This window comes from Pseudoalteromonas sp. S408 (genome assembly GCF_005886645.1).
GTDB lineage: Bacteria > Pseudomonadota > Gammaproteobacteria > Enterobacterales > Alteromonadaceae > Pseudoalteromonas.
This window is the reverse complement of record NZ_PNDY01000004.1, coordinates 36,433-60,471: the sequence shown is the minus strand read 5'-3', so window position 1 is coordinate 60,471 and position 24,039 is coordinate 36,433. Positions and strand designations below refer to the sequence as shown.

Genomic DNA, 24,039 nt, shown 5'->3' with positions numbered 1-24,039 from the left:
CATTCTTCGGGCTTAAAAAGAGGCACAATTTATGAAACAGTTGGTAATAACTATTTTAGGAAAGGATCGTCCAGGCTTAGTAGAAGATATTTCATCGGTAGTTTTAAAAAATCACGGCAACTGGTTATGTAGTAACCTTAGCCATCTATTAGGTCATTTTGCAGGGATTATTCAGTTAGAAGTTGCTGAAGAGCATTTTCAGGAACTGCAAAACGCGCTTACCGCTTTACCAAAACTTGAAGTGCGTATTGAAGCTGGCAATACTGAAATTGAACCTTCACCACGTGAACAAATCAATTTAGTGATCACAGGAAACGATCGCCCTGGTATTGTCCAAGAGCTCGCGAGCGTAATACGACACAAAGGAGCAAGTATTACTCATTTAAATTCTAGACAACAAAGCGCACCTAATTGGGGAGTCCCTATTTTTAGCGCTGTTGCAACCGTTACCTTACCTAACGGAATGGATAAAGACGAAGTAATTGATGCGCTTGAGTCAATAACCAGCGACTTAATAGTAGACACAGAAGAAGCATAATTTTTTATTGCGTGTCATACAAGTGACACGCATGTCATTTTAATGTCATTAAATTGTTCTATATTTAACTCAGCGTTAGATAATGGAATATAATATGAATGCCCACATAGAACATACTCAAACCGTTGAATACTTTGCTAAAGAGCTTAGTTGGCTGTCATTCAACGAGCGCGTTCTACAAGAGGCTAAAGACAAAAATAATCCAATAATTGAACGCATGCGGTTTTTGGGGATTTTTTCTAATAACCTTGATGAATTTTTTAGGGTGCGTGTTGCCGACGTTAAACGCCGTATTTTATTAAACAAACTTCCCGATGCTAATTTTGAAGAAGACGAAGCTTTATTAAGTCAAATTCAACAAAAAGTTTTGCAGCTAGGCAAAAAATTTAACCTAATACACCAACAAATTTTAAACGATTTAACCACTCATAATATCCATGTAGATCGCCCCGAAAAATTAACAGACTTTCATCTTAATTGGCTTAAAGCGTATTTTCATGACAAGGTTTTACAGCATATATCACCCATTTTACTTAATGAAAATAAAGATTACTCAGACTATATAAACGACACAATGACTTACTTGTTTATTGAAATGAGTGACGAAAAAAGCCACTACGCTATGCTTGAAGTCCCCACAGACCGAGTACCCCGTTTTATTATATTACCGCCTGAAAAGACACGTCGTCGTAAAACCATTGTTATGCTTGATGACGTTATTTCTTACTTCTTAAATGATGTTTTTAGTAACTTTTTTCACTTTGATAAAATTCAAGGTCATGCAATAAAACTCACACGAGACGCAGAATACAATTTAGACGATGAGCTAGAAGAAGGTCTGCTCGATAAAATGTCTAAGGGCCTTAAACAACGTATTTATGCAGAGCCTGTGCGCCTTGTTTACGACGAGAGCATGCCAGAAAGTATGTTAAAAGTGATGAAAAAACGTTTAAACGTGAGTCATCATGATGCGCTGATACCCGCGGGTCGATACCGTAACTTTAGAGATTTTATTGCTTTTCCTAATGTGGGTCGCCAATACCTTGAAAACAAAACACTTCCAGCCATACAAAGCACAGCTTTTAACAAACACAGCAGCGTATTTGACGCAATAAGCGAGCAAGACATACTGCTCTACTACCCATATCACACATTTAATCATTTACTGGAGTATGTTCGCCAAGCCGCATTTGATCCTATGGTGACGCAGATTAAAGTAAATATTTATCGAGTGGCGAGTAAGTCTCGGCTTATTTCTTTACTCATCAATGCCGCTAAAAATGGCAAAAGTGTCACGGTAATGGTTGAGCTTAAAGCACGCTTTGATGAACAGAACAATATTGAATGGGCTAAAGTTCTTAGCAGTGCTGGAATAAAAGTTATTTTTGGTATTCCAGCCCTAAAAGTGCATAGCAAACTATGTGTTATTCACCGTAAAGAAAAAAACAAAATAGTTAAATACGCCCATATCGGTACCGGAAACTTTCACGAAAAAACAGCTAAAATCTACACTGACTTTAGCCTTTTCACAAAACATAACGGTATTTGTGAAGAATGCGATAGCGTATTTAAGTTTATAGAAAGCAGCTACAAGCCCTTTAATTTTGAATATTTAATGCTCTCCCCTATTAATGCTCGCGACACTTTATTGGATTTAATTGATAAAGAGATTCAGCATGTTGAAGATGGTTTCACAGGAAAAATTACAATTAAAGTAAATAATTTAGTTGATAAACAACTTGTAGATAAACTTTATTATGCCGGTCGTCGTGGAGTAAAAATCCGAATTATTGTACGTGGTATGTGTTCATTAATACCGGGGGTGGCTCACTTTAGCGAAAACATAAAAGTGATCAGTATTGTTGATCGCTTTTTAGAGCATCCTCGCGTAATGGTATTTGGCAATAATGGCAATGAAAAGGTGTATATTTCTTCCGCTGATTGGATGACTCGCAATCTTGATCAACGCGTTGAAGTGGGAGTGCCCATTTTAAATAATAAATTAAAACAGCTCATTCTGGACATTTTAGAGCTACAATTTAAAGACCGCACAAAAGCTCGGCTAATCGATAGCGAGCAAAAAAATACCTATGTTAGGCGCGGTAACAGAAAAAAAATTCGCTCACAAATAGCAATATACGATCACTTAAAAAAATGGGAGAGTAATTATAATAATGAATGATCACCCATCAATAGCGGCCGTCGATCTAGGTTCGAATAGCTTTCACTTGGTCGTTGCGCGCGAAGTGGATGGCACATTACAAATTCTGCATAAAGAGAAACAGCGTGTTTATTTAGCCGATGGCTTAGACGATAAATTAAGACTAAACCAAGCAGCCATAGACCGTGCACTACTTGTACTTAAGCAGTTTGCAAACACCCTTGAAGACTTTCCTCCTGGTAATGTAAAAGTAGCTGCTACATACACTTTTAGGCGCGCCAAAAATATTCATGCCTTTTTAACTCAGGCGAGTAAGGTATTTCCATTTCATATTGATGTGATCCCAGGGCAAGAAGAAGCTCGGCTTATTTATCAAGGTGTGGCTCATTATGTACATAACGAAGAGAACCGCCTTATTATCGATATTGGCGGAGGCAGTACCGAACTAATTATTGGTAAGCACTTCAAACATAAGCTTCTTACCAGCCGTAATATGGGCTGTGTTAGCTACACAAAACAGTTTTTTAGTGGTGGAGCTATTACGGCTAAGCGTTTTAATCGAGCTGAAATAAAAGCGGAACAAGAAATCGAAGTTATTTTTGCCAACTACATTAACGAAGGTTGGCAAGATGTAATTGGTACATCAGGCACTATTAAATCAATTTTAACCATGGTGTGCGCACAAAACCCGCAACAAACATGTGTAAGTATTGACGATTTACTGGCTCTTAAGCAGCAATGCATTGCCGCTAAACATATCGATAATATAAGTATAGAAGGATTAACGCCTGAGCGTCAGCAGAGTCTATGTGGAGGACTTGCCATTCTTATTGCTGTTTTTAAAGAGTTTTCAATCAATCAGCTCTCTTATAGTGACTTCTCTTTAAGAGAGGGGCTACTTCATGAAATGCAGCAAAAACTCGCCGATAAAGACATTCGCAGCAATACAATCAATAACCTGAGTGAACGATACACCGTAGATAAAGCCCATGCCTCACGCGTTGCTAATACAGCTACTTGGATATACGAGCGCCTTAGCAAAGCGTGGCAACTAAATGATAATAACGACATAGCGCTTCTTAATTGGGCTGCTAAGCTACACGAAATTGGCTTATCTATTAACTCTTCAGGTATTAATAAACACAGCGCTTACATTGTGGCAAATAGCCAGCTTCCTGGTTTTACTCAGCAAGAGCAACTCATTTTAAGCTCGCTAATTCGCTTTTACCGAAAAAAAATTAAACGTGATGAATTACCAGAGTTCACAACAATCGCGCAGCAACATGTAATTAAGCTTGTTACTATTTTACGCTTAGCTGTTTTATTTAATCAAAAACGCCAAATTAGCCAGCAACCTAATATGAATATTAGCGCTAATGCCACAGGGCTTTTTATTAAATTTTACGATAATTATTTACAAACACACACGTTACTTAATGCAGATTTAGAACTAGAACAACGTTATTTAAAAAAGGTAGGAATAAGTCTTAACTGCTCATAATATTTTGAAGAGTAAATAATTAAGTAGGGTGCAAATACACCCTACTTTTAGCTAAGTATACTTTAGCTAATTACATATCCATATGGCGATTTGTACTTTGCATCATTTGTTTAAGCCCTTGCTTTTCAAGCTCTAGTAGCTGCGCTAGCTTCTCTTGCGCATTTTGCGTTTCTGCACGCTCGAGAAGGTAATCGTAAAGCGCGATAACTTTTTGATGCTGACTCGATAAGTAATCTTGAATTGCTTTTTCATCTAACTGCTTATCTTTGCTGATATCGTTAAACGTAATAAGTTCGGGGTTACTGGCAAAGTACTCATAACAAAATGTGTCGAGCGTGTTAATTTCGGTAATCGCTTTAAAACCCACTAAATCTTCAGCGAGTTTTTTTTCGTAATTAAGGTAATAATCCACCAGCATGGCATTACGCTCATCAAGTATTGGTTTAACGCTATGAAAGTTAGCCGCCATTTGCGTATGAAATAATACTGTCCAATCGTATACCTCTTTAATTGTTTTAACTTGCATGTGCATTCCTTACTTAGTTAACTTATGAGTTACTAGTTGCTTGAATCATGCCAATAAAAACCACAATTAAAAACAATGGGTTACACTTTAAAAATAAATTAAAATACAAATTAATAGAATAACTTACAGACAATAGGTAATTTTTATAGGGCAATGATAAGTCATTACCCTATCACTGTTACTTAATAGCCTTTTTTCTCCATAATAGGTAAACCGCAGGAATAACTAATAAGGTCAACATTATTGCGCTTACCATACCACCTACCATAGGCGCTGCAATTCGGCTCATTACTTCACTACCGCTACCCGTACCATAAAGCACAGGTAATAAACCAATAACAATAGTAGCCACCGTCATCATTACAGGACGCACACGTAACCCGGCACCTTCAATAATTGCCTGCTGTAACTGAGCTAACGAAAGTGGTTTATCAGCTCGCTTAGCAGTTAAGCACATGTTTTGATATGCCTGATTTAAGTAAACCAGCATAATCACCCCAATCTCCACAGCAACACCGGCCAGTGCAATAAAACCAACCCCTACGGCGACTGAAAAGTTAAAACCTTGAAGGTACATGAGCCATACACCACCTATCATAGCCAATGGCAGTGTGCACATAATAATAGTTACTTCAGCAAAGCTTTTAAAATTAAGATAGAGCAGCACAACAATAATGGCCAAAGTGAGAGGCACTACGTAGGCGAGCTTCTCTTTTGCACGTTGCATATATTCATACTGCCCAGCCCATGAAATAGAATACCCCGATGGCAGCGTTAAATGCTCATCGAGCAAGGCTCTCGCGCTTTCAACATAGCTACCAATGTCTACGCCATCTATATCAATATAAACCCAACCATTTAAACGTGCATTTTCACTTTTAATGCCAGACGGGCCATTTTCAATAAATACATTAGCGACATCTCCAAGCGCAATATGCTGTCCTTGTGGCGTCACAATGGGCAATAACATAAGGGCGTCAGGAGAATCCCTAAAAACTTGCGGATAACGCACGTTAACCGAATAACGAGCCTGCCCTTCTATTGTTTGTGTTACATTTTTACCACCAACTGCCGTTGCTATAACTTGCTGTATATCGCTTATGTTTAAATTATAACGCGCTGCTTTTTCACGGTTTATATCAATTTTTACGTAGCGCCCACCAGCCACTCGTTCAGAGTAAACAGATACAGTGCCTTGAATATCAGCAAGTAGCGTTTCTATTTGCTCACCAATTTTTTGAATTTCACTTAACTGTGGACCTGCCACTTTAATACCTATTGGTGTTTTAATACCGGTTGCCAACATGTCTATGCGTGTTTTAATTGGCATAACCCACGCATTAGTTAAACCAGGAAACGTGACTAATGCATCAAGTTCGGCTTTGAGTTTTTCAAGAGTCATTCCCTCTCGCCACTCGTCTTTGGGCTTTAATTGAATAAACGTTTCAATCATTGTCAGTGGAGCGGGATCGGTGGCTGTTTCAGCTCGCCCGACTTTACCAAAAACTGTTTTAACTTCCGGTACGGTTGCGATTAACTTATCTGTTTGCTGCAAAATCTCTCGAGCTTTAGCTATTGATATACTTGGGTATGTAGTGGGCATATACATTAAATCACCCTCATCAAGTGGCGGAATAAACTCGCTACCTATTTTGTTAAGTGGGTAAAAACCTACCAAGGTCATAACTAAGGCAAATATTAAGGTTGTTTTTGGAAAATTAAGCACCCATCTGAGCAAAGGCCGATAAGCCGCTACAAGCAATCTATTTACGGGATTTTTATTTTCAGGTATTACCTTACCTCTTATAAAATAACCCATTAATACAGGCACTAGGGTGATCGCTAACCCTGCTGAGGCCGCCATTGCATAAGTTTTAGTGTAAGCAAGAGGTGAGAACATTCGCCCTTCCTGCGCTTCTAAAATAAATACAGGCAAAAAACTCACGGTAATAATTAATAAACTAAAAAACAGCGCAGGGCCTACTTCGCTTGTCGCTTTAATAACGACTTCCCAACGGTTTTGATCAGTCAGAGGCGTTTTTTCCATATGCTTATGCATATTTTCAATCATTACTATGGCGCCATCGGTCATTGCCCCTATGGCAATCGCAATCCCGCCCAAAGACATAATATTAGCGTTAATTCCTTGCCAATACATCACAATAAACGCCGTTAAAATACCCAGCGGTAAGGTAACAATAGCCACCAAAGATGAGCGCACATGAAACAAAAACACAACACACACAAGCGCTACAACAATCAGCTCTTCAACAAGTTTACTTGTCAGATTACTTATTGCGTTGTTAATTAAGTTTGAGCGGTCGTAAACGGGAATAATCTCAACGCCCTCTGGTAATCCTTTTTTAAGGGATTCGAGTTTAGCCTTAACCAGTTCAATGGTTTTTTGTGCATTTTCGCCGTAGCGCATAACAACAATACCACCGGTAGCTTCGCCTTCACCGTTAAGATCACTCACGCCACGGCGCATTTGTGGGCCTAGGCGAATATTTGCGACATCACGTAACTGCAAAGCAGTGCCATTTGCATTAGTACCTAATGGAATAGCCTCTAAATCGGCAACACTTTTTATGTACCCTGTGCTGGTAACCATGTATTCCGCTTCGGCCATTTCAATAACAGAGGCGCCTGTTTCTTGGTTTCCTTGCTGTATTGCAGTTTGAATAAGACTCAACGGAATGCCGTAAGCACGCAGCTTATTAGGATCTACATTTACTTGATACTGCTTAACCATTCCCCCTACAGAGGCTACTTCAGAAACACCCGGAACAGTTTGTAATTCAAACTTTAAAAACCAATCTTGTAAGTCTCGCAATTGGCTAATATCAAGCGTATTTGTTTTATCAATAAGGGCATATAGGTAAACCCAACCAACACCCGTTGCATCAGGTCCAAGCTCTGGCGTTGCACCTTCAGGCAGACGGTTTGCAGCTTGGGTTAGGTATTCTTGCACTCGGCTACGCGCCCAGTACAAATCAGTGCTGTCATCAAAAATAATATAAACATACGAGTCGCCAAAAAATGAAAAGCCTCTTACGGTTTTTGCCCCTGGCACCGATAACATAGCAGTAGTAAGCACATAAGTAACTTGGTCTTGAACCACTTGTGGTGCTTGCCCTGGATACGATGTTTTTACAATAACTTGCACATCAGATAAATCGGGCAAGGCATCTACGGGCGTATTTTTAACGGCAAACACACCACCGCCCACTAAAATTAATGTAAGCAACAATACCAATAACCGGTTATGAACAGACCAGCGGATAACAGCAGTAATCATTTTACTTCCTCGCCCATCGTATGTTGCATTGAGGAGTGATCTATTGCGTCTATATTATTTAAAGCGGTGATCACAAAATCATCATTAATAATACTAAACGTGAAATCAATGGTTTGACCTTTAATAAGAGAGTTAACCTCTATATGCGGTGCCAGAACAAAATTCATTGTTGCTGGACCTCGGTTCCACTTTGGAATAGCTTCACGACTAATATTTACAACTCGAGTTGCTGCATCAATTGTATTTATAACGCCATTTACGGTTGCACTTTGAGAGTTGTCATCGTTACTACTATCAGCAGCTGGCATCTCCATTCGCTTAAAGTCTGAAAGCTTACTCGACTCAGAATCTATTAAAAATTGTGCAGAGGTAACCACGCTATCGTTTACCACCACACCTGATAAAATAATCGTTTCATCAACGCTTGTTTGTCCTACTTGTACTTCAACAGATTTAAAGCGCCCTTCGCCTAATGCTATAACTACGCGGTTTTGATGTTGCGTAAGAATTACAGCTTCTTTTGGTACTACAAGCTGAGGTTCACTCGCTTTTGTATGAATAGTCACCTGAGCAAACATATTCGCTTTTAGCTTAAGGTCTTTATTTGTAAATCGGAGCCTAACCCGGAGTGTTCTATTTTGAGCATCAAGCGCCGGATAAATATAATCGACCTGTCCTTGCCATATTTTTCCCTTAAAATAATCAAGGGTCATGGTTACCGGTAGGCCAACACTAATAAGCGACGATTGACGTTCAAATATTTCCGCCTCCACCCATACTTCATCAAGTTGAGCAATACTCATCATAGATGTACCCGGCTTTACATAAAAACCTTCTCGCACATTCAGCTCATCAACAATCCCACTTTGACGCGCATAAAAGGTAATATTTTGCATTATTTTCTTATTTTTTTGTAAGCGCTCAATAAATTCAGCAGATACATTTAACGACTCTAAACGTGCCTTTGCAGCACGAATTAGTACATTGTTATTTCTATTTACTGCCAATAAAAACTCTTCTTGTGCATTAACTAGCTGCGGTGAATATAAGGTATACAAAGGTTCGCCGGCGTTTACCTTATCGCCTTGCGCTTTTACATATAAATCCTCAAGCCACCCTTCTACACGAGGGTGAATATGAGTAATTTTATCTTGGTTATATTGCACATAACCCACTGTATTGATGTTACTTTGCAGTGTTTTTAACTGCACCTTAGTGGTTTTCACTCCTAAATTATTAATCACCACTGGCGAAATAGTAATCGCTCCTTTTTCACTTTCACTATTACCAACTTCGTCGTAAACGGGCACTAAACCCATCCCCATAGGAGAGAGACCTGGAGCGTCACGCCTATAATTGCTGTCCATGGGCGCCACCCAATATAAGGGTTGTTTTACGGCCGGTTTTTCATCAATTATAATTTGCGTAAAAGCAGCCCATAAACCAGCCCCTACAATAGCGGCAATGAATAGTTTCAAATTAGTGTTCATCAGGCTGCTCCTCACGTAGTTCGCCCATAACTTGAGAATCTAAGCTACTCATATAATAATTTAAGCGTGCAATAATAATGTGTTGATCGACTTGGATATTGAGCGCGTCAATTTTGGCATTTAACTCACTAATACGTGCTTGCATAACATCAGAAAAGTCACCGTCATCACGCGTATAAGCATTCAAGTTTGCTTGTGATTGCTCAGCCATTTGTACTAATAAAATATTTTGATATAGCGTATTTCGTTTTTGTAACTGGGATAGCTGACTATATTCTTTAAAATACATACCTTTGAGCTTTTGCAAAGCGACCCTTTTTTGTGTTTTAGTCGCTTCCGTAATAGATATAGCCGATTTAACGTGTTGGTCTTGCCTGTTATCCGTAAATAAAGGGAGATCAATGCTAACTCCCACAGAAAGTAAATCGGCTCTTGATTGGCCCATTGGGGTGTCTGCTCGATAGCCATACCCCACATTAACCCCTATCTGTGGCTTATAACTTTGTTTCGCTAAGCTCACTTGTGTTTGCTTTGCCAACACACTTTGCTCTATAGCAACAATAGCTGGATGAGCCATAAGTAATTGCATAAGTTGACTAAATTCAAGGGTATTAAAATCAGTAAGCGCCACAGGAGGTATAAATTTATCGTCTAAAGATTTTACTAACATTGTTATGGGTAACCATTGCGCTAGCCGGTTTTTAGCACTGTGAAGTTGCTGTTCAAGTATGAGTAGCTTATCTTCTAAGCGGGTAAGCTCTAACTGAGCACGAATAATATCTTGCTGGCGTGTTTTACCCTGCGTACTTGCATAGCTGGCCTCAGTTATTTGAATAAGCTGAGTAAATAACTCTTTGTCTTTCTCAATCAAATTAATACTGTACTGAGCCCTATAAGCATTTAACCAAAACTCAGTAACCATCGCTTTGACTTGAGCCAGCCTATCAGCTCGCTGCCATGGATATTACTTAGACGACTGAAAAAGCGACTTTTGTTTCAGTGACAGGCTATCACCGCGGCTAAATTTTTGGTTTAGACTCACTTTAAATTGAGTCATCCCTTCTTGGTCAAACGCATAACCATTTGTTGGTAAGTTCATAAGACCAAGCGTTAGTGTTGGGTCGGGTAAAGTACCCGCCATAATACTTTGCGCCATAATGGCTTGCTCTTGGTGGCGGCTTGCAGATAACCACGGATCATTTGCAAGTGCATAACTAAGTGCGTGAGATAAGTTTAGCGTTCTCTGTGAGTTATACTTATCCGTTGCGCCTTTTGTGTTTTCTTCTTGGGTATTCGCCGCACTGCTGAACAAAGTCAAACAACATAGCACTGCGTTTATTTTCAAAGCGTAATTCATCGCTTGCTCCATTTAAAAATTAATAAAAATTTAAATTGGCAAGAAAGGTGTTTATATCAGCCGCACCGAATACGAAAACTAATCACGTTTTCAAAGGGTCAAAATCAGCTAGAGGTTCATAAAATTTAGACACACCTATCCTGCTATTTAAGCAAACATAGGAGGGCGGTAAAGTGATTTGGGAGAGGTTGTTTGAGCACTTAACTCGGGCGTATTCACTTTTTCAGTAATAATAACTGCAGTAACTAATAAAATATCAACATTAAGCATTGAGTTAGCGGTACAGCCATTAACGGGGCAACTGCATTCGTTTTGAGCCGTCGCCTCGTCATCGCAGCAATCCATTTGCATCATGGTATGGTGAGCGCTGTTGTTCCCTTCGTTGGTATTGCCCAAATGCATATTAACGTGAGCATTAGACTGATGAGGCATTTCACATTCACTTGCTACAGACGCAAAAGACTGACCCACAAACGTGAGTAGTAAAGTAAGCGTCAGTAAAATAGTGTACATGCGTTGCAAAGTGATACCCCTATCAAAAAAGAGAGTTTAAAGTAACTTATAAACGACTACAAATAATTTAGGGCGTGTTATGTAGTTTGGTTTGAGTTTTAATTAAATAGCTGGCAGTAACTGCAAATAGACAATAGGCTCCAAAGTACCAAAACCCTTCACCAAACTGTGCATTCATAACAAGTAATTCACCACTTTTAGCGTGTGCATTGCCTGCTAAATACGTAACAATTAATGCTATTACAAATACATCAACCATACTCCATTTGCTGAGCGCACACACAATATTGCCACAAACTTGCTTAAGCTTATTCACTGGTAAACAGCAATACAGTAGCTGTAATAATAACTTTAGGCTTGGTACCACCACTGAAAAAAGACCAACCAAGATAGCAACAAGCAAATTATTATTATTTGCTAGGTCTTTAATAGTGCCGTAAATACTTTGCGTTTTGCTATAGGCGCTAATCTCGCCTTCTAACTTATCTAGCCCCAACATGTTTGAAAACATCATTAGCATACTGCGCGTTCGGCCATCGCCTTCTTCTGCTAACATTTCAATACCCGCTTGAGCAAGTTTTGATTTATCAATATTTCCCTCAATTGTTAGCACTGGTTTTGTAATACCCGGAAATAACAAACATAAAGCAATAACCACACTTACAACAGATAAAAAATTACGCATCTTATTCGCTCATAACTTCTATTACATCATCACTATAAAGCATTGACTCTAATATAAAACTGTATACTTTTTCTATTTCCATCTCTGGGTTAACCAGCTTAAGTTGTGTTTCAACCATTGGCCAATTTTTAGTTTCAATCGCTTTTGTAAGCAATAAGCAATCACCCAACAAACCGGTTTGCATTAGCAAAGCATCTGTAATGCTTTTATCAAGCGTAAACTCTTTTACAATAGTTGCTAGTTCAATATCTAATATTGCATCAAGCATCGAAAACAACCCCACCAAGTAACCTTGCTGAGATAAATTCTTGTTTGTTTCTGTTAATATAAGTTCCATTAACCGAGCGCGTACAAGAGCAAATTTAGTTAACTCTGTGGGTTTATCTATTCCTAAATCGCTAACAGCTAATACGCGCACAAATTGGCGAATTACGTCTTCACCTAAATAAACAACAGCTTGCGATATAGACGTGATAACTAAATTACTATTACCAGAGCGCGCATTTGCTAAACGTAAAATTCGCGCCGTTATTCCTACATCTTTAGCTACACGCTGATGAATTTCTTCAAAGCATAACGATTCTTTTGCTATTGCTTTAAGGAGTTCGAAAACGGTAACTTTTGAAGGGTCGACTCCACTGTAAGTGAGCATTTCTGGGCGAGCAAAAAAGAACCCCTGAAAATAATCACACCCTGCATCGCGTAAGTTTATAAACTGATCGTAGGTTTCTATTCGCTCTACAATTATTTTGCAATGAGGGTAGCTACGTTTTAACTTTTTAACCCGCATGTTAGTTTTAATAATAGGCTCTTCAGCTTCAATTTTTATGTAGTTAACAAGGGCGAGTAGCGGCTCCCATTTTTCATCGCCGTCATAATCGTCCAGTGCAAATATATACCCCTGACCTTTTAGTGTTTTAATACGACTGGCAACCGCTGCAATATTTACCGTACGCTCTACAATCTCAATGACAGTATGCTCTGGGTTTAATAATTTAGGGAATTCATCTAACAAGGCATCTGTAGAAAGATTCACAAAAGCAAGTTGGTGGGCAGTGAGCTTTTCTGCGCCAACCAGCATCAGCGTATTAAAAAACAAACGGCTGGTTGCGTGCTCATCACTCGTACCGACAGGAAACGCATTATTTGCTGAGTTTCGGTAAAGTAGCTCGTAAGCAAACACTGCTTTTTCGGCATTAAATATTGGTTGCCGAGCAACATATTGTGTCAAAGTAGGTGTTAGCGATGGAGTATCAGACACGTTCAATATAATTCGCCTATAAGGTTATATAAGATTAAGCTTACTCCTTTGAGTCTAATCTATGTTGGATACTAAAAGTATAGTAAAAATATCTTAATCGTTGCAATACTATGCAAAGTAAATAAAACTAGTAAAAAATTTCTTAGCGAAGGAGGAAGTTTGACTTGTTTGAAATGGTTACTAATAACGTGCTGTGCAATATGCTCGCTTTCTACTTTGGCAACAGAAAAACAGAATACGTTAAAATACAATATTAGCTCATCTGGGAGTCACTACCCTTATTACACAAATAACCCAGATCACCCTGGCGTATTACCTGAAATCATTGAAAAAGTCCTTGTTGATGCCAACATAACTGCTTATCACGAACCTCTACCTACAAAACGAATCACCAAATATCTTAATGAAGGCATCATAGACTTTGATGTTATTTCGCTTAATTGGCTACCCCAAAGCGAGCGCAATAACACCATGTATGTGTTTTCAGACCCTTTAATTACGGTCACCGAAATGCTTGTAACCTTGCCCGAAAACTCAAGCAAATGGAAAAACATCTCAAATCTAACAGGTAAAAATGTAGGCACCGTATTAGGGTATTATTACCATAGTGATGATTCATTTAATCGAGTGGATTTCCCCTCAGAAAAAGAACTCATGGAAGCGCTTGTTCGTAAAAGAGTCGATGTTGCCATTATAAGTAAACTACCTGCCTTATATTGGTCACAACAGCTAAATGTGAGTATGGGTTTTGGTGCTCAATATTCTCATGGCTTTTTAAGAATTCGCTTATTGAGTAAACACAAACACTTATTACCGGTTATTAATAAAACAATAAAAAATCTACATGGCAACGGCTACATAACAAATGCAGCTAAAAAATACATGCAAGATATACCCACACAAAATTAAGGGATTTATAACACACTCTCAGTGTGCTGAGTTATACTACGCAAAAATATCAACTCGACCAAAAAAGTAGTCCCTATGAGTATTGAAAAAGCTTTAATTGAACGCAGCAATAACCAATGTGAATTATGTACAGCTACCAATGACTTATCTGTTTATGAAGTTCCGCCGGTTACGGATACCCATTCAGATAAATGCATTTACACTTGCCAAACATGCAAAGAACAAATTGAAAACACAGTAGATATAACGCCAACACATTGGCACTGTTTAAACGACAGCATGTGGAGCCAAACACCTGCAGTTCAAGTTGTTGCGTATAGAATGCTATCTCGCTTAGCGCCAGATAATGGCTGGGCACAAGACGCTCTAGACATGGTATACCTTGAAGAAGAGACCTTGGCTTGGGCTAAAAAAGCACTTGCAGAAGATGACGACGTGAAGCATATCGATAGTAATGGCGTGGTTCTTCAAGCTGGCGATACCGTGACACTCATAAAAGACTTGGATGTAAAAGGCAGTAGTCTTACAGCAAAACGCGGCACTGCGGTACGCAATATTGGTTTAACCAGTAACCCAGAGCACATTGAAGGGCGTGTTGATGGCCAGCGAATTGTGATTCTTACTAAATTTGTAAAAAAGTAAGTGCAAAATAATTCACACTATTTTCGCTTTTAACCGAAAGTAATACAGTAGAACAAAAATGCCCAGCAATACTGGGCATTTTTATGAACAGTCGTTATTCGTCGACGAGTTGCTCGCACCTATAAAAGCCGCTTGGTTTACTTAGTAACGAAACTAACTCAGGTAATACCGCATCCATAGTTTGTTTAAGCTTCCATGGCGGATTAATCACTATCATACCGGATGCAGTCATACCATGGACGTCAGTATCAGCCTCTGTTCCCAACTCGAATAACTGAATATTTCGCATACCGGAGTCAATTAAACCCTGCTCCATGTTGTTAATGCGCTCTCGGTCAACAACCGGATACCAAATCATGTATGTACCCGTTGCAAATCGTTGATGCGCTTTAACTAATGTTTTTACAACGCACTCATAATCATCTTTAACTTCGTATGGCGGGTCGATTAATACACATGCCCTGCGTGATGCAGGTGGCAGTAACCCAACTAAACCAGTAAACCCGTTTTCGCCGCGCACTCGAATAGAACGCTTACCCTGCATATTATCCTCTAAAAGCAATAAGTCTCGCGGGTGCAATTCAAAAAACCAGCCTTTATCTTGGCGGCGTAAATAATGTTCAGCAATTTTTGGCGAGCCCGGATAAAAATCGAGGTCACTCGTATTATTGAACGATTTAATTAGCTCAATGTATTCGTTAAGTGCTTCATGCTGGCTTGTGTGAGTCCACAATTTTTCAATACCGTCTTGATATTCTTGCGTTTTTTGGGCATCAGCTGCAGCAAGTTCAAAAAAACCGGCGCCAGAATGCGTATCAATGTAATCAAGCGGCTTATCTTTAATTGTTTGATATTTAAGGACCTGAGCCAACACAAGGTGTTTAAGAACATCGGCCGGATTACCCGCATGAAATGAGTGTCTGTAACTAAGCATTATTTTATTTTCGCCATACGCAATTTAATATCGCAAGTGAACCATAAGCACTGGGCTTTAGCAACTTGCACTAGGGTCTGTTAACCTTTCAAGGTTAAACTTTCAGCAGCTTATTGGATTTTCAGGCAAGGTAGAACCTACATAGTGTGGTTATTCTTACATGAATGTAATTCAGAGAGTAACGCAGGAGCAGTCATCGAGTCCACTGGGTTACAAACCTCGCGCTGCGATTAAATAGCCCCTAATTTAAACAACTTTCAATCCGCAAAGTCCAATAACGCCTCGGATAAGGGGCGCTTAAATGAACCATTTCTGAACAAAAAAGCACGTTGTATGAATTATCCCTTAACAAAGAAGAAAAATCAGCTAAAACTGGCGTAAATGCTAGTAAATCAATGCACTTTGCTTTACATTTGCAAGACATTAATTACAGTTATATGAGCGCCTTATGGACAACACTACTCTTCAACAACTCGAACAACTGATCGATTCACTTATTGAACGCAATAATCAATTACAAACTGATGTTGCTAGCTTAAAAGAGCAAAATAGTAAACTCGCTGATGATAATGAACTTTTACAACTAGAATCGCTTGAAAACGAAGAAAAGCAAAAAGATGCCAGCACAACGTTATCTGGCTTACTAGATAAATTACAAAGCGCACAACAGGCTAGCTAATGTCTGAGCTGCAAAACCAGCGGGTCACTGTTGAGTTGCTAGGTAAAGAGCAGCAATTTGCTTGTCCGCAAGGACAAGAAGAGGCATTGATAGCAGCAGCTAAAAATCTAAACGACTTAGTTGAACAAATGAAACAGCGTTCAACCGTTCGAAACGATCAAAAAGCATTGCTTATGGCAGCACTTAATTTAAGCCACGATTTGCTTGAAGCAAAAACACAAGCAACTGTTGAGCAGAAACATCAAGACCAGCTTGTTGATAAACTGAGTCAACATTTGGCAAATGACCCAAAACAAACAAAATAAAAAGCGCAACCTGCGCTTTTTGTTTATCATTAGGGTAATAATTGGCCTGCAAGAGATAGTTAATGAAGTACTCCTTACCTGGTATTCACTCATCGTTAAAATGTACATTCCTAATAATATGTTTACTTTTTTTCACAGCCAATTCAAATGCAGCCATTAGCTGGCAAACCATTAACAACAACATCCAATTTTTAAAACAACAAGACGCTCTACGTTTTTACGACTCTAACCAAGTATTAATTGAGGGTGATGAATGCGCTTTACTAGTAGATACCAGTGGAAATTTTGCAGGTGTTGAACAACTTGTTGTTGAACTAAAAAAACGCCTTAAAACGCCTCTTTGTTATTTGGTTGCAACCCATTATCATGACGATCACTTACTGGGCATGGCAGTTATTCAACACTTTTATCCTAATGCCAAACTTATCACCCACCAGCAAGTAAGCGCAGACTTTAAAACCTATCAAAAAGCCTACACTGATAAACTCGACAGCTATGAAAAAAGCATTGAACTGAGCTATCAGCGCTTAGCATCAATCCCCAAAGAAGAACAAACAGCATGGCGAGAAAAGCTAGAGTTGGCTAAAACACGACTTTTTCGTTGGCGCGAGTACCAACTTAGCCCTCCAGACATAGCATTGGCAGTAAGTACAACACTTGACCTAGGCAGTTTTGAATTAAATATTACCCCCCATATAGCGCACACTAATGGCGATTTAACCGTTACTACAAACAATGAAAGCATACTTATTGGTGGCGACATTGTTGATTGGCTTCCCTATCCGGGACACGGTGAACTTGAAAGTTGGCAAACTTTATTAAAGCAATATATTGGCAATGAAAAGCTATCACTAATTATACCCGGGCATGGCGGCATACTTAACAAGCAACAACTCAAGCAGCCTCTGGCATTTTTAAATGCACTCACTGAGCACGTCGAAAGTAATCAAAATCTAACGACTGAATCACTCATAGAAACGTTTCCACAAAAAGTGCTCGCTCCCTACCAGCAAGACACGCTTAACAAAAGGTCGAGTCAGTTATTTTTACAAGCGGGACTTAACCGCGCTAAAAGCTTAAAATAACCCAACACAACGGATTGTGTTAAAATAATAAAAGGAATTGACTAAAGTGATCATTATGCGCAGTTTGATATTATGCTTTTTAGGACTCTTTTTGTTTGGTTGTGAATCAACCGAGCAAAAGCAGACGGAAGCGCCTCAAATATTTACTCATTTTGAGCCTGATTACGCAAATCACGAAAACGTAACTGCCACAGTAAACCCAGAGCAACAAACCAGTCTTATTGAAAAAAACACTCCCTCACTCAAACTTAAAAATAGAGTTGTAAAAAAGCGCCCAGCAAAAACAACGGATTTGTGGGTGCATATTGCCAACAACTTACATTTTACGGTTTATCAAAATCGAGCTTTAAAGAAACGCATTAACTGGTATTTAAAACAGCCTAAATACCTAACCACGGTAAGCAAACGTGCAGCGCCTTATTTGTATCACATAGTAAAAAAAATAGAGCAAAGAAACCTACCAATGGAAATAGCACTGCTACCTTTTGTAGAAAGTGACTTTAGGCCCACGGTTGCCTCATCGCAACAAGCCGTTGGGGTATGGCAACTTGTAGGGGCGACAGCATATCACTTTGGTATTAAGTCAGATCAATGGTACGACGGTCGCCAAGATGTATTAGCCTCTACTGATGCGGCACTTGATTACTTGAGCTATTTACATAAGCGTTTTAACGGCAATTGGCTACATGCATTGGCAGCCTACAATAGCGGTGAAGGACGCGTAAAGCGGGCCATAGAGAAAAATACTAAACGAGGAAAAAGCACTGACTTTAGGTCGCTAAGCTTGCCAAAAGAGACCGCCGATTACGTGCCAAAATTGCTCGCTTTAAGTTATTTAGTTAAGCATCCACAAAAAGGTATGAAGCAGCCAAAACTTGCCTATAAACCACTCACCACACAAATGAATATAGGCCAGCAATTCGATTTTTCGGTTATTGCCAAGCTGTCAGGTATTGGGTCAAAGCAGCTGCATGCGATAAACCAAGGGTATTTAAAAAATCAAAGCTCGCCAAACGGACCACATACCTTATTGCTACCAATAGGCCAAGAAGCATTATTAAAAAGTCAGTTTTTTAAATCTAATTTTGCAGGTGAATACAGAGTAAAACAAAACGACACACTTTATGCTATTGCCAAACGCTTTAGCATGTCGGTAAAAATGCTAAAACAACTCAATAACAAAACCAACAACTTTATTGGCGTAGGCGAAAAGCTACTGGTTGGGCAACCCAAAACCCTACCAAGCTCCTTAACTATAGATTACAAAATAAGCCCTTATTTAGAACACCAAGAAGACATTGCTATCCCAACCATAGAAATAGACTACACCGTAAAAACCGGTGATAGCCTGTGGAGCATTAGCCAACTTTACGATGTACCACATAGCGATTTGGCCAAATGGAATAAACTGTCGGCATCCAGCATTTTAAAACCCGGCCGTCAGTTAGTGCTTTATATCCCTCAAGCAGAAAAACCACAAGCGCAGCCAATCAAACAAGATTTACTACATGATTTGCAAAAAACACTAAATCAACCACGTTAAGTTTATAAACCAATCTATTTCGCGTAAAATCACGCCCAACATAGTTATTTTAAAGAGAACAGCATGCAAATTAGTAAAAATTCGGCAGTAGAGTTTCACTACACACTTAGTGAAGCGGGTGAACAAATTGAAAGCAGTGTAAATGATGCGCCACTTAGCTACATTCATGGCAGCGAAGGTATGTTACCTGGTTTAGAAAAAGCCCTTGAGGGTAAAAACGCTGGCGAAAAATTTAGTGTAACGCTTGAGCCAAGTGAATCTTATGGTGAGCGTGTTGATGACTTAATTCAACGTATACCACTTAAGCACTTACAAGGCGATGTTAAAGTATGGAAGCCAGGTATGACTGCAATGGTTCAGTCTAACCAAGGCCGTCATCAGGTGACGATTGTTAAAGTAGGTCGTTTTAATGCCGATTGTGACTTGAATCACCCATTTGCAGGTAAAACACTGACATTTGATGTAGAAGTTGTATCGGTACGCGAAGCAACTAGCGAAGAAATTTCGCATGGCCATGTTCATGCTGAAGGCGGCTGTGGCCACGCTCACTAATTAGCTAAAAAGGAACCCGTATGTCAAAAGTTGCAATTGTAACAGGTGGAACGAAAGGGATTGGCCTAGCGGTAATAAAACGCCTGCTAAGTAGTGGCTATGAGGTTCACAACCTTGATATCACACCGAGCGATGTGGGCGTTTTTCATCATTGCGATGTAAGTGATGTGGATGCTGTTCGACGCTCTATCAAAGCGGTATATAAACAATCTCAACGTATTGATGTACTGGTTTCTAATGCTGGAAAACACCTAAGCGCAAATATAGAAAGCACTGATGAGCAAACGCTCGATGCGCTATTTGCGCTTAATGTAAAAGGTGCCTACGCGGCTGTACAAAGTGTACTACCCTGTATGAAAGCAAATAATGCGGGTTCTATTATATTAATAGCGTCTGACCAAGCATTAATTGCTAAGCACAATTCATTTGCCTACAACCTTACTAAGCATGCTCTCGCCTCTATGGCAAAAACCACGGCACTTGATTACGCACGCTTTAACATTCGTGCTAATGCAGTGTGCCCAGGCACAATTGAAACCCCTTTATTTCATAACGCAATTGACGCTTACTGCGATAAAAGTGGTGCAAACAAAGCCGATATAGTGGCAGAAGAAGCAAGCCTGCAACCGCTAAACCGATTAGGCCAAGCCGATGAAGTAGCCGCTCTTGTGAGTTTTTTAGCAAGTGACGACGCAAGCTTTATTACTGGTAGCTTACAAAGTATTGATGGCGGCTATACAGCCCAATGAGTACCAAGATAATTGACCCGCATGTTCATTTTTTTAATTTACTTGATGGTCAGTACACTTGGTTACAAGGCAAAAACCCACCAGCATGGCCCAATTTAGACAAAATAAAACAACCAATAAGTGCAGAGCAACTTGTTAAAAGTACTGATTTTGAACTTGCGGGTATTGTACACATAGAAGCGGGCTTTGATAATTCGGCCCCTATCAATGAACTTAATTGGCTAAGTAAGCATTTAAGTGAAGTGCCATTTAAAGCCATTAGTTTTAACCAAATAGATGCGCTTGCTGAGCAATTTAGTGACGCGCTCGATGCGCTGGCGCATTCGAGCCTATGTGGCATTAGAGATATAACAGAAGGCGATGATGCTATAAGGCTAAAAAGCCCTCGTTGTATTCATAATCTTGATTTATTAGCGACAAATAAACTGCATTTTGAAGCGCAATTTGAACTACACAACGTTAGCGTAGCTAATCATATTGCTCACTGTGCAAAGCAATTACCTCATCTACAAATTATTCTTAATCATGCAGGGTTGCCTGATGACTTAGCCTCTTGGCAACAAAGCGTTGAATTACTCGCCCAACATAAAAACATTGCTATTAAATTTTCTGGCTTTGAGTTATTAAGCCTGACACAAGCACAACAAGAAGCATGCTTTAAATGGCTTTTACAACACTTTGGCGAGCAGCGTATTATGTTTGCTAGTAACTTTCCGGTATGCCAAATAAACACTCATTACAATGCGCTATGGCATCAGCATTACGCGCTGTGTAAAAGCCATAGCCTATGGCATAAGCTCAGCTATGCAAATGCAATGCACTACTACCAAGTGTAAGTAAAAGTCGTTATATTTAAATTCTATTATGCTTAAAATGGCGTAGGTTTTATGAAAAATACATTATTCATTGTGAGCTTAGCCTGGTGCGCCTTATTAAGTGGCTGTGTGTCGCAACGCGCTGAACCAACCCCCAAATTACAACATGCACTACTTTTAGCGCCTAATCAAAGCGCGGTTAACAAAGTAATTAGTACCATTACGAATATGCAAAACATAACGTTAGCTGACGATGTATTTACAAAAAATAGTGTGGTTACGCTGGGGAATCTAAACAAAAATAACATTATAAAAAGTCATCAGCTTAATCCGCCCGACCAATTTGAACTGATGATAAAAAATAAACAATGCTTTATACGCCACGTAGATAGCAAAGCCACGCGAGAGCTCAAAGATGTTGAGTGCGTAATGAACGAATTACCTTAATGTTGCTAATAAAAAGCCGATAAGTGAATAGTCACTTACCGGCTTTTTAAATTAAGACAAAGCTTAGTTATTATTTTATTTCTACTCGTTGTGAACGCATCACAATTTCATCGTTTAACTCAATACCTAAACCTGGCTCCTCAGACACTTCAAAGAAACCATTTTTAGGTTGTGGATCTTGTAAACACAATTCACGGTTCCACTTTTTAATCGCATAAGTATGATGCTCATGTATCAAAAAGTTAGGAATAGCGGTTTCTAGGTGTAACGATGCAGCTGTCGCAACAGGTCCACCACACACGTGCGCCTGAATACGTACATCAAAAATATCGGCGTAATCACATACTTTTTTAGTTTCAGTAAAACCACCACATAACCCTATATCTGGCTGAAGCACGTCAATACTCTGATCTTCTAAATAAGGACGAACCCCCCAGCGGTTGTACAAGCGCTCACCGCCCGCAATGGGTACGTTAACTTTATCCGCTACTTTGGCATGCAACGAGTGATTTAAGTAGTTCACAGGCTCTTCAAAATACATACAATCAAATTCTTCGGCTATTTCACCAATTTGAATAGCTGATGTGGCACCCGGTAAACTATGACATTCAAAAATAATATCGACTTCATCGCCCACAGCTTCACGAATAGCTTGCATACGCGCGCGGTATAACTTCATTTCTGGGCGTGAAATAATATTAGTGCGATCGTAATACGTATTACCGTCTTTATCGTATTGAATTGGATCTACTTTTACTGCATCGTAACCCTCTGCTATGGCTTTTAATGCCGCCTCTGCATACTCTTGTGGCTGTACTAGTGCTTTAAATTCGCTATCCCAGTCAAACTGCAGTTGCGATGCATAAGTACGAAGTTTATCGTTAACCTTACCACCCAGTAATTGATAGACCGGTAACCCAAGCGCTTTACCTTTAATATCCCAAAGCGCGGTATCAATAGCACTCATTGCAGCGTACACAACGGGTCCACCGCCTAAACCCCAAAAGCTTTCTCGTAACATACGAGACCACAGCTTTTCTGTTTGAAACGGGTCGTGACCAATTAAAAAGGCATCTGCCATTTCTTTGATCATGGCGGCGGCCGCGCTATGGCCTAAATCGTAAGCAAGACCGGCTTCACCCACACCACTAATGCCCTCATCAGTATGGATGCGAACAAATACAGGTGTCCACGCTGGGCGCTCTGGACAGTGAATATCAAATACTTCTACGCGATTTACCTTCATAAAAATTCCTTATTAACCTGTTCGGGTTATTTTGCAAAACTGGGATCAAGCCGATATGCTTTTCGTAACATCGCAGGCCAAGCAAGCTGGCCTCCAGTGCTGCCGCTGTGTACCACGTTGGCTTGGTTATAAATATTGTCGATAATGGGTTGAGGTACAGGAATAACTTCTTGCGAGCTAGCTTGCAGCGCTAATTGTATTTCGCAGGCGCGTTGTAAGTCGTAAAAACGCATAAACGCATCGCCTACGGTCGGGCCTACCGTTAAGCCACCATGGTTGACTAATAACATATGATTAGTTGAACCTAAGTCATCCTGTAGTACTTTGCGCTCATCATCATTAACTGCAAGGCCTTCGTAACCATGATATGAAAGCGACGGTAACGAAAACATTGAATACTGGCTCAATGGCAATAAACCCTTTTTTTGGGTAGCCACAGCAATGGTTTCTTTGGTGTGTAAATGAATAACGCAATGCGCGTCTTCTCTGACCTCGTGTATTGCACTGTGAATAGTAAAGCCAGCAGGGTTAATGCTAAAGGGAGTGTCGTCAATTATATTCCCGTTTAGGTCAACCTTAACTAAGTTTGAAGCGGTTACTTCGTCGAATGTTAACCCAAAAGCGTTAACTAGATAATGGTCAGTCCCGGGCAAACGAGCCGATAAATGCGTATAAATTAAATCTCCCCAACGAAAATGCTCCACTAGCCGGTAACATGCTGCAAGATCGACACGTAGTTGCCACTCTTGAGCAGACACTTTATTTTTTAAATCAAGTTGGGGTAAATCAAACATAATAAACCT

Annotated in this window: 22 protein-coding genes and 1 pseudogene; 13 read left to right on the top strand and 10 right to left on the bottom strand. The window is 39.6% G+C overall.

All coding sequences use genetic code 11. From position 1 onward, the window contains the following. Positions 1-31 precede the first annotated feature (31 nt). The 3 genes from CWB62_RS04190 to CWB62_RS04180 all read left to right on the top strand — a co-directional run bounded on the left by CWB62_RS04190 (position 32) and on the right by CWB62_RS04180 (position 4,200). Positions 32-538, top strand: a complete 507-nt coding sequence (locus CWB62_RS04190) for a glycine cleavage system transcriptional repressor (RefSeq protein WP_006791200.1) — start codon at positions 32-34, stop codon at positions 536-538. 94 nt (positions 539-632) lie between these two features. Further along, positions 633-2,720: a polyphosphate kinase 1 gene (gene ppk1 / locus CWB62_RS04185; RefSeq protein WP_010556663.1), complete on the top strand. Its 2,088-nt coding sequence runs from the start codon at positions 633-635 to the stop codon at positions 2,718-2,720. After that, positions 2,713-4,200 (top strand): Ppx/GppA phosphatase family protein, encoded by a 1,488-nt coding sequence (locus CWB62_RS04180; protein ID WP_006791202.1) that lies wholly within the window; start codon positions 2,713-2,715, stop codon positions 4,198-4,200. The genes ppk1 and CWB62_RS04180 overlap by 8 nt, the downstream gene beginning before the upstream one ends. Positions 4,201-4,270: 70 nt before the next feature. Here the strand turns inward: CWB62_RS04180 and CWB62_RS04175 are convergent, their stop codons facing one another. The 7 genes and pseudogenes from CWB62_RS04175 to CWB62_RS04145 all read right to left on the bottom strand — a co-directional run bounded on the left by CWB62_RS04175 (position 4,271) and on the right by CWB62_RS04145 (position 13,336). After that, positions 4,271-4,726 (bottom strand): hypothetical protein, encoded by a 456-nt coding sequence (locus CWB62_RS04175; RefSeq protein ID WP_006791203.1) that lies wholly within the window; start codon positions 4,724-4,726, stop codon positions 4,271-4,273. A 178-nt stretch (positions 4,727-4,904) separates the two neighbouring features. Further along, a complete protein-coding gene (locus CWB62_RS04170) occupies positions 4,905-8,024 on the bottom strand; it encodes an efflux RND transporter permease subunit (protein ID WP_138530715.1) in 3,120 nt (1,039 codons plus the stop codon). After that, positions 8,021-9,514 (bottom strand): efflux RND transporter periplasmic adaptor subunit, encoded by a 1,494-nt coding sequence (locus tag CWB62_RS04165; RefSeq protein ID WP_008130455.1) that lies wholly within the window; start codon positions 9,512-9,514, stop codon positions 8,021-8,023. The genes CWB62_RS04170 and CWB62_RS04165 overlap by 4 nt, the downstream gene beginning before the upstream one ends. After that, a pseudogene (locus tag CWB62_RS04160) lies at positions 9,504-10,871 on the bottom strand (TolC family protein). Before CWB62_RS04160 ends, CWB62_RS04165 begins: the two are co-directional and overlap by 11 nt. Positions 10,872-11,018: 147 nt before the next feature. After that, a complete protein-coding gene (locus CWB62_RS04155; RefSeq protein ID WP_249310808.1) occupies positions 11,019-11,384 on the bottom strand; it encodes a hypothetical protein in 366 nt (121 codons plus the stop codon). A 67-nt stretch (positions 11,385-11,451) separates the two neighbouring features. Beyond that, complete coding sequence (locus CWB62_RS04150; RefSeq protein WP_138530711.1) at positions 11,452-12,069, bottom strand: paraquat-inducible protein A; 618 nt, start codon at positions 12,067-12,069, stop codon at positions 11,452-11,454. 1 nt (position 12,070) lies between these two features. Continuing rightward, complete coding sequence (locus CWB62_RS04145; protein WP_138530709.1) at positions 12,071-13,336, bottom strand: EAL and HDOD domain-containing protein; 1,266 nt, start codon at positions 13,334-13,336, stop codon at positions 12,071-12,073. Between the two features lie 153 nt (positions 13,337-13,489). On the opposite strand from CWB62_RS04145, the gene CWB62_RS04140 reads away from it, so the two are divergent. Further along, positions 13,490-14,239 carry a substrate-binding periplasmic protein gene (locus tag CWB62_RS04140; RefSeq protein ID WP_138530707.1) on the top strand — a complete coding sequence of 250 codons (750 nt, stop codon included), beginning with the start codon at positions 13,490-13,492 and terminating at the stop codon, positions 14,237-14,239. 75 nt (positions 14,240-14,314) lie between these two features. After that, positions 14,315-14,881, top strand: coding sequence for a PhnA domain-containing protein (locus CWB62_RS04135; RefSeq protein WP_138530705.1), 567 nt, complete (start codon positions 14,315-14,317; stop codon positions 14,879-14,881). A 94-nt stretch (positions 14,882-14,975) separates the two neighbouring features. Here the strand turns inward: CWB62_RS04135 and CWB62_RS04130 are convergent, their stop codons facing one another. Beyond that, positions 14,976-15,815, bottom strand: a complete 840-nt coding sequence (locus CWB62_RS04130) for a 23S rRNA (adenine(2030)-N(6))-methyltransferase RlmJ (protein ID WP_058403799.1) — start codon at positions 15,813-15,815, stop codon at positions 14,976-14,978. A 448-nt stretch (positions 15,816-16,263) separates the two neighbouring features. Between CWB62_RS04130 and CWB62_RS04125 the strand changes: the two genes are divergently transcribed. The 8 genes from CWB62_RS04125 (at position 16,264) to CWB62_RS04090 (ending at position 21,990) form a co-directional block, all read left to right on the top strand. Then, positions 16,264-16,494 carry a cell division protein ZapB gene (locus CWB62_RS04125; protein ID WP_138530703.1) on the top strand — a complete coding sequence of 77 codons (231 nt, stop codon included), beginning with the start codon at positions 16,264-16,266 and terminating at the stop codon, positions 16,492-16,494. Further along, positions 16,494-16,799, top strand: coding sequence for a cell division protein ZapA (locus tag CWB62_RS04120; RefSeq protein WP_138530701.1), 306 nt, complete (start codon positions 16,494-16,496; stop codon positions 16,797-16,799). Before CWB62_RS04125 ends, CWB62_RS04120 begins: the two co-directional genes overlap by 1 nt. A 62-nt stretch (positions 16,800-16,861) precedes the next feature. After that, positions 16,862-17,884: an MBL fold metallo-hydrolase gene (locus CWB62_RS04115; protein WP_138530699.1), complete on the top strand. Its 1,023-nt coding sequence runs from the start codon at positions 16,862-16,864 to the stop codon at positions 17,882-17,884. Between the two features lie 55 nt (positions 17,885-17,939). Further along, positions 17,940-19,427: a LysM peptidoglycan-binding domain-containing protein gene (locus CWB62_RS04110; protein WP_138530697.1), complete on the top strand. Its 1,488-nt coding sequence runs from the start codon at positions 17,940-17,942 to the stop codon at positions 19,425-19,427. A 63-nt stretch (positions 19,428-19,490) separates the two neighbouring features. Then, a complete protein-coding gene (locus CWB62_RS04105) occupies positions 19,491-19,979 on the top strand; it encodes an FKBP-type peptidyl-prolyl cis-trans isomerase (protein ID WP_058552576.1) in 489 nt (162 codons plus the stop codon). Positions 19,980-19,999: 20 nt separating this feature from the next. After that, positions 20,000-20,728, top strand: a complete 729-nt coding sequence (locus CWB62_RS04100) for an SDR family NAD(P)-dependent oxidoreductase (RefSeq protein WP_058403805.1) — start codon at positions 20,000-20,002, stop codon at positions 20,726-20,728. Next, entirely contained in the window at positions 20,725-21,564 is an 840-nt protein-coding gene (locus CWB62_RS04095; protein WP_138530695.1) for an amidohydrolase family protein, read from the top strand. Before CWB62_RS04100 ends, CWB62_RS04095 begins: the two co-directional genes overlap by 4 nt. Positions 21,565-21,615: 51 nt before the next feature. Then, entirely contained in the window at positions 21,616-21,990 is a 375-nt protein-coding gene (locus CWB62_RS04090) for a hypothetical protein (protein ID WP_138530693.1), read from the top strand. Positions 21,991-22,060: 70 nt separating this feature from the next. Here CWB62_RS04090 and CWB62_RS04085 read toward each other — a convergent pair whose 3' ends face one another. Both CWB62_RS04085 and CWB62_RS04080 read right to left on the bottom strand, forming a co-directional pair. Continuing rightward, positions 22,061-23,236, bottom strand: a complete 1,176-nt coding sequence (locus tag CWB62_RS04085) for a mandelate racemase/muconate lactonizing enzyme family protein (RefSeq protein WP_010556678.1) — start codon at positions 23,234-23,236, stop codon at positions 22,061-22,063. 26 nt (positions 23,237-23,262) lie between these two features. Next, complete coding sequence (locus CWB62_RS04080) at positions 23,263-24,030, bottom strand: class II aldolase/adducin family protein (RefSeq protein WP_058552580.1); 768 nt, start codon at positions 24,028-24,030, stop codon at positions 23,263-23,265. Positions 24,031-24,039: the final 9 nt, after the last annotated feature.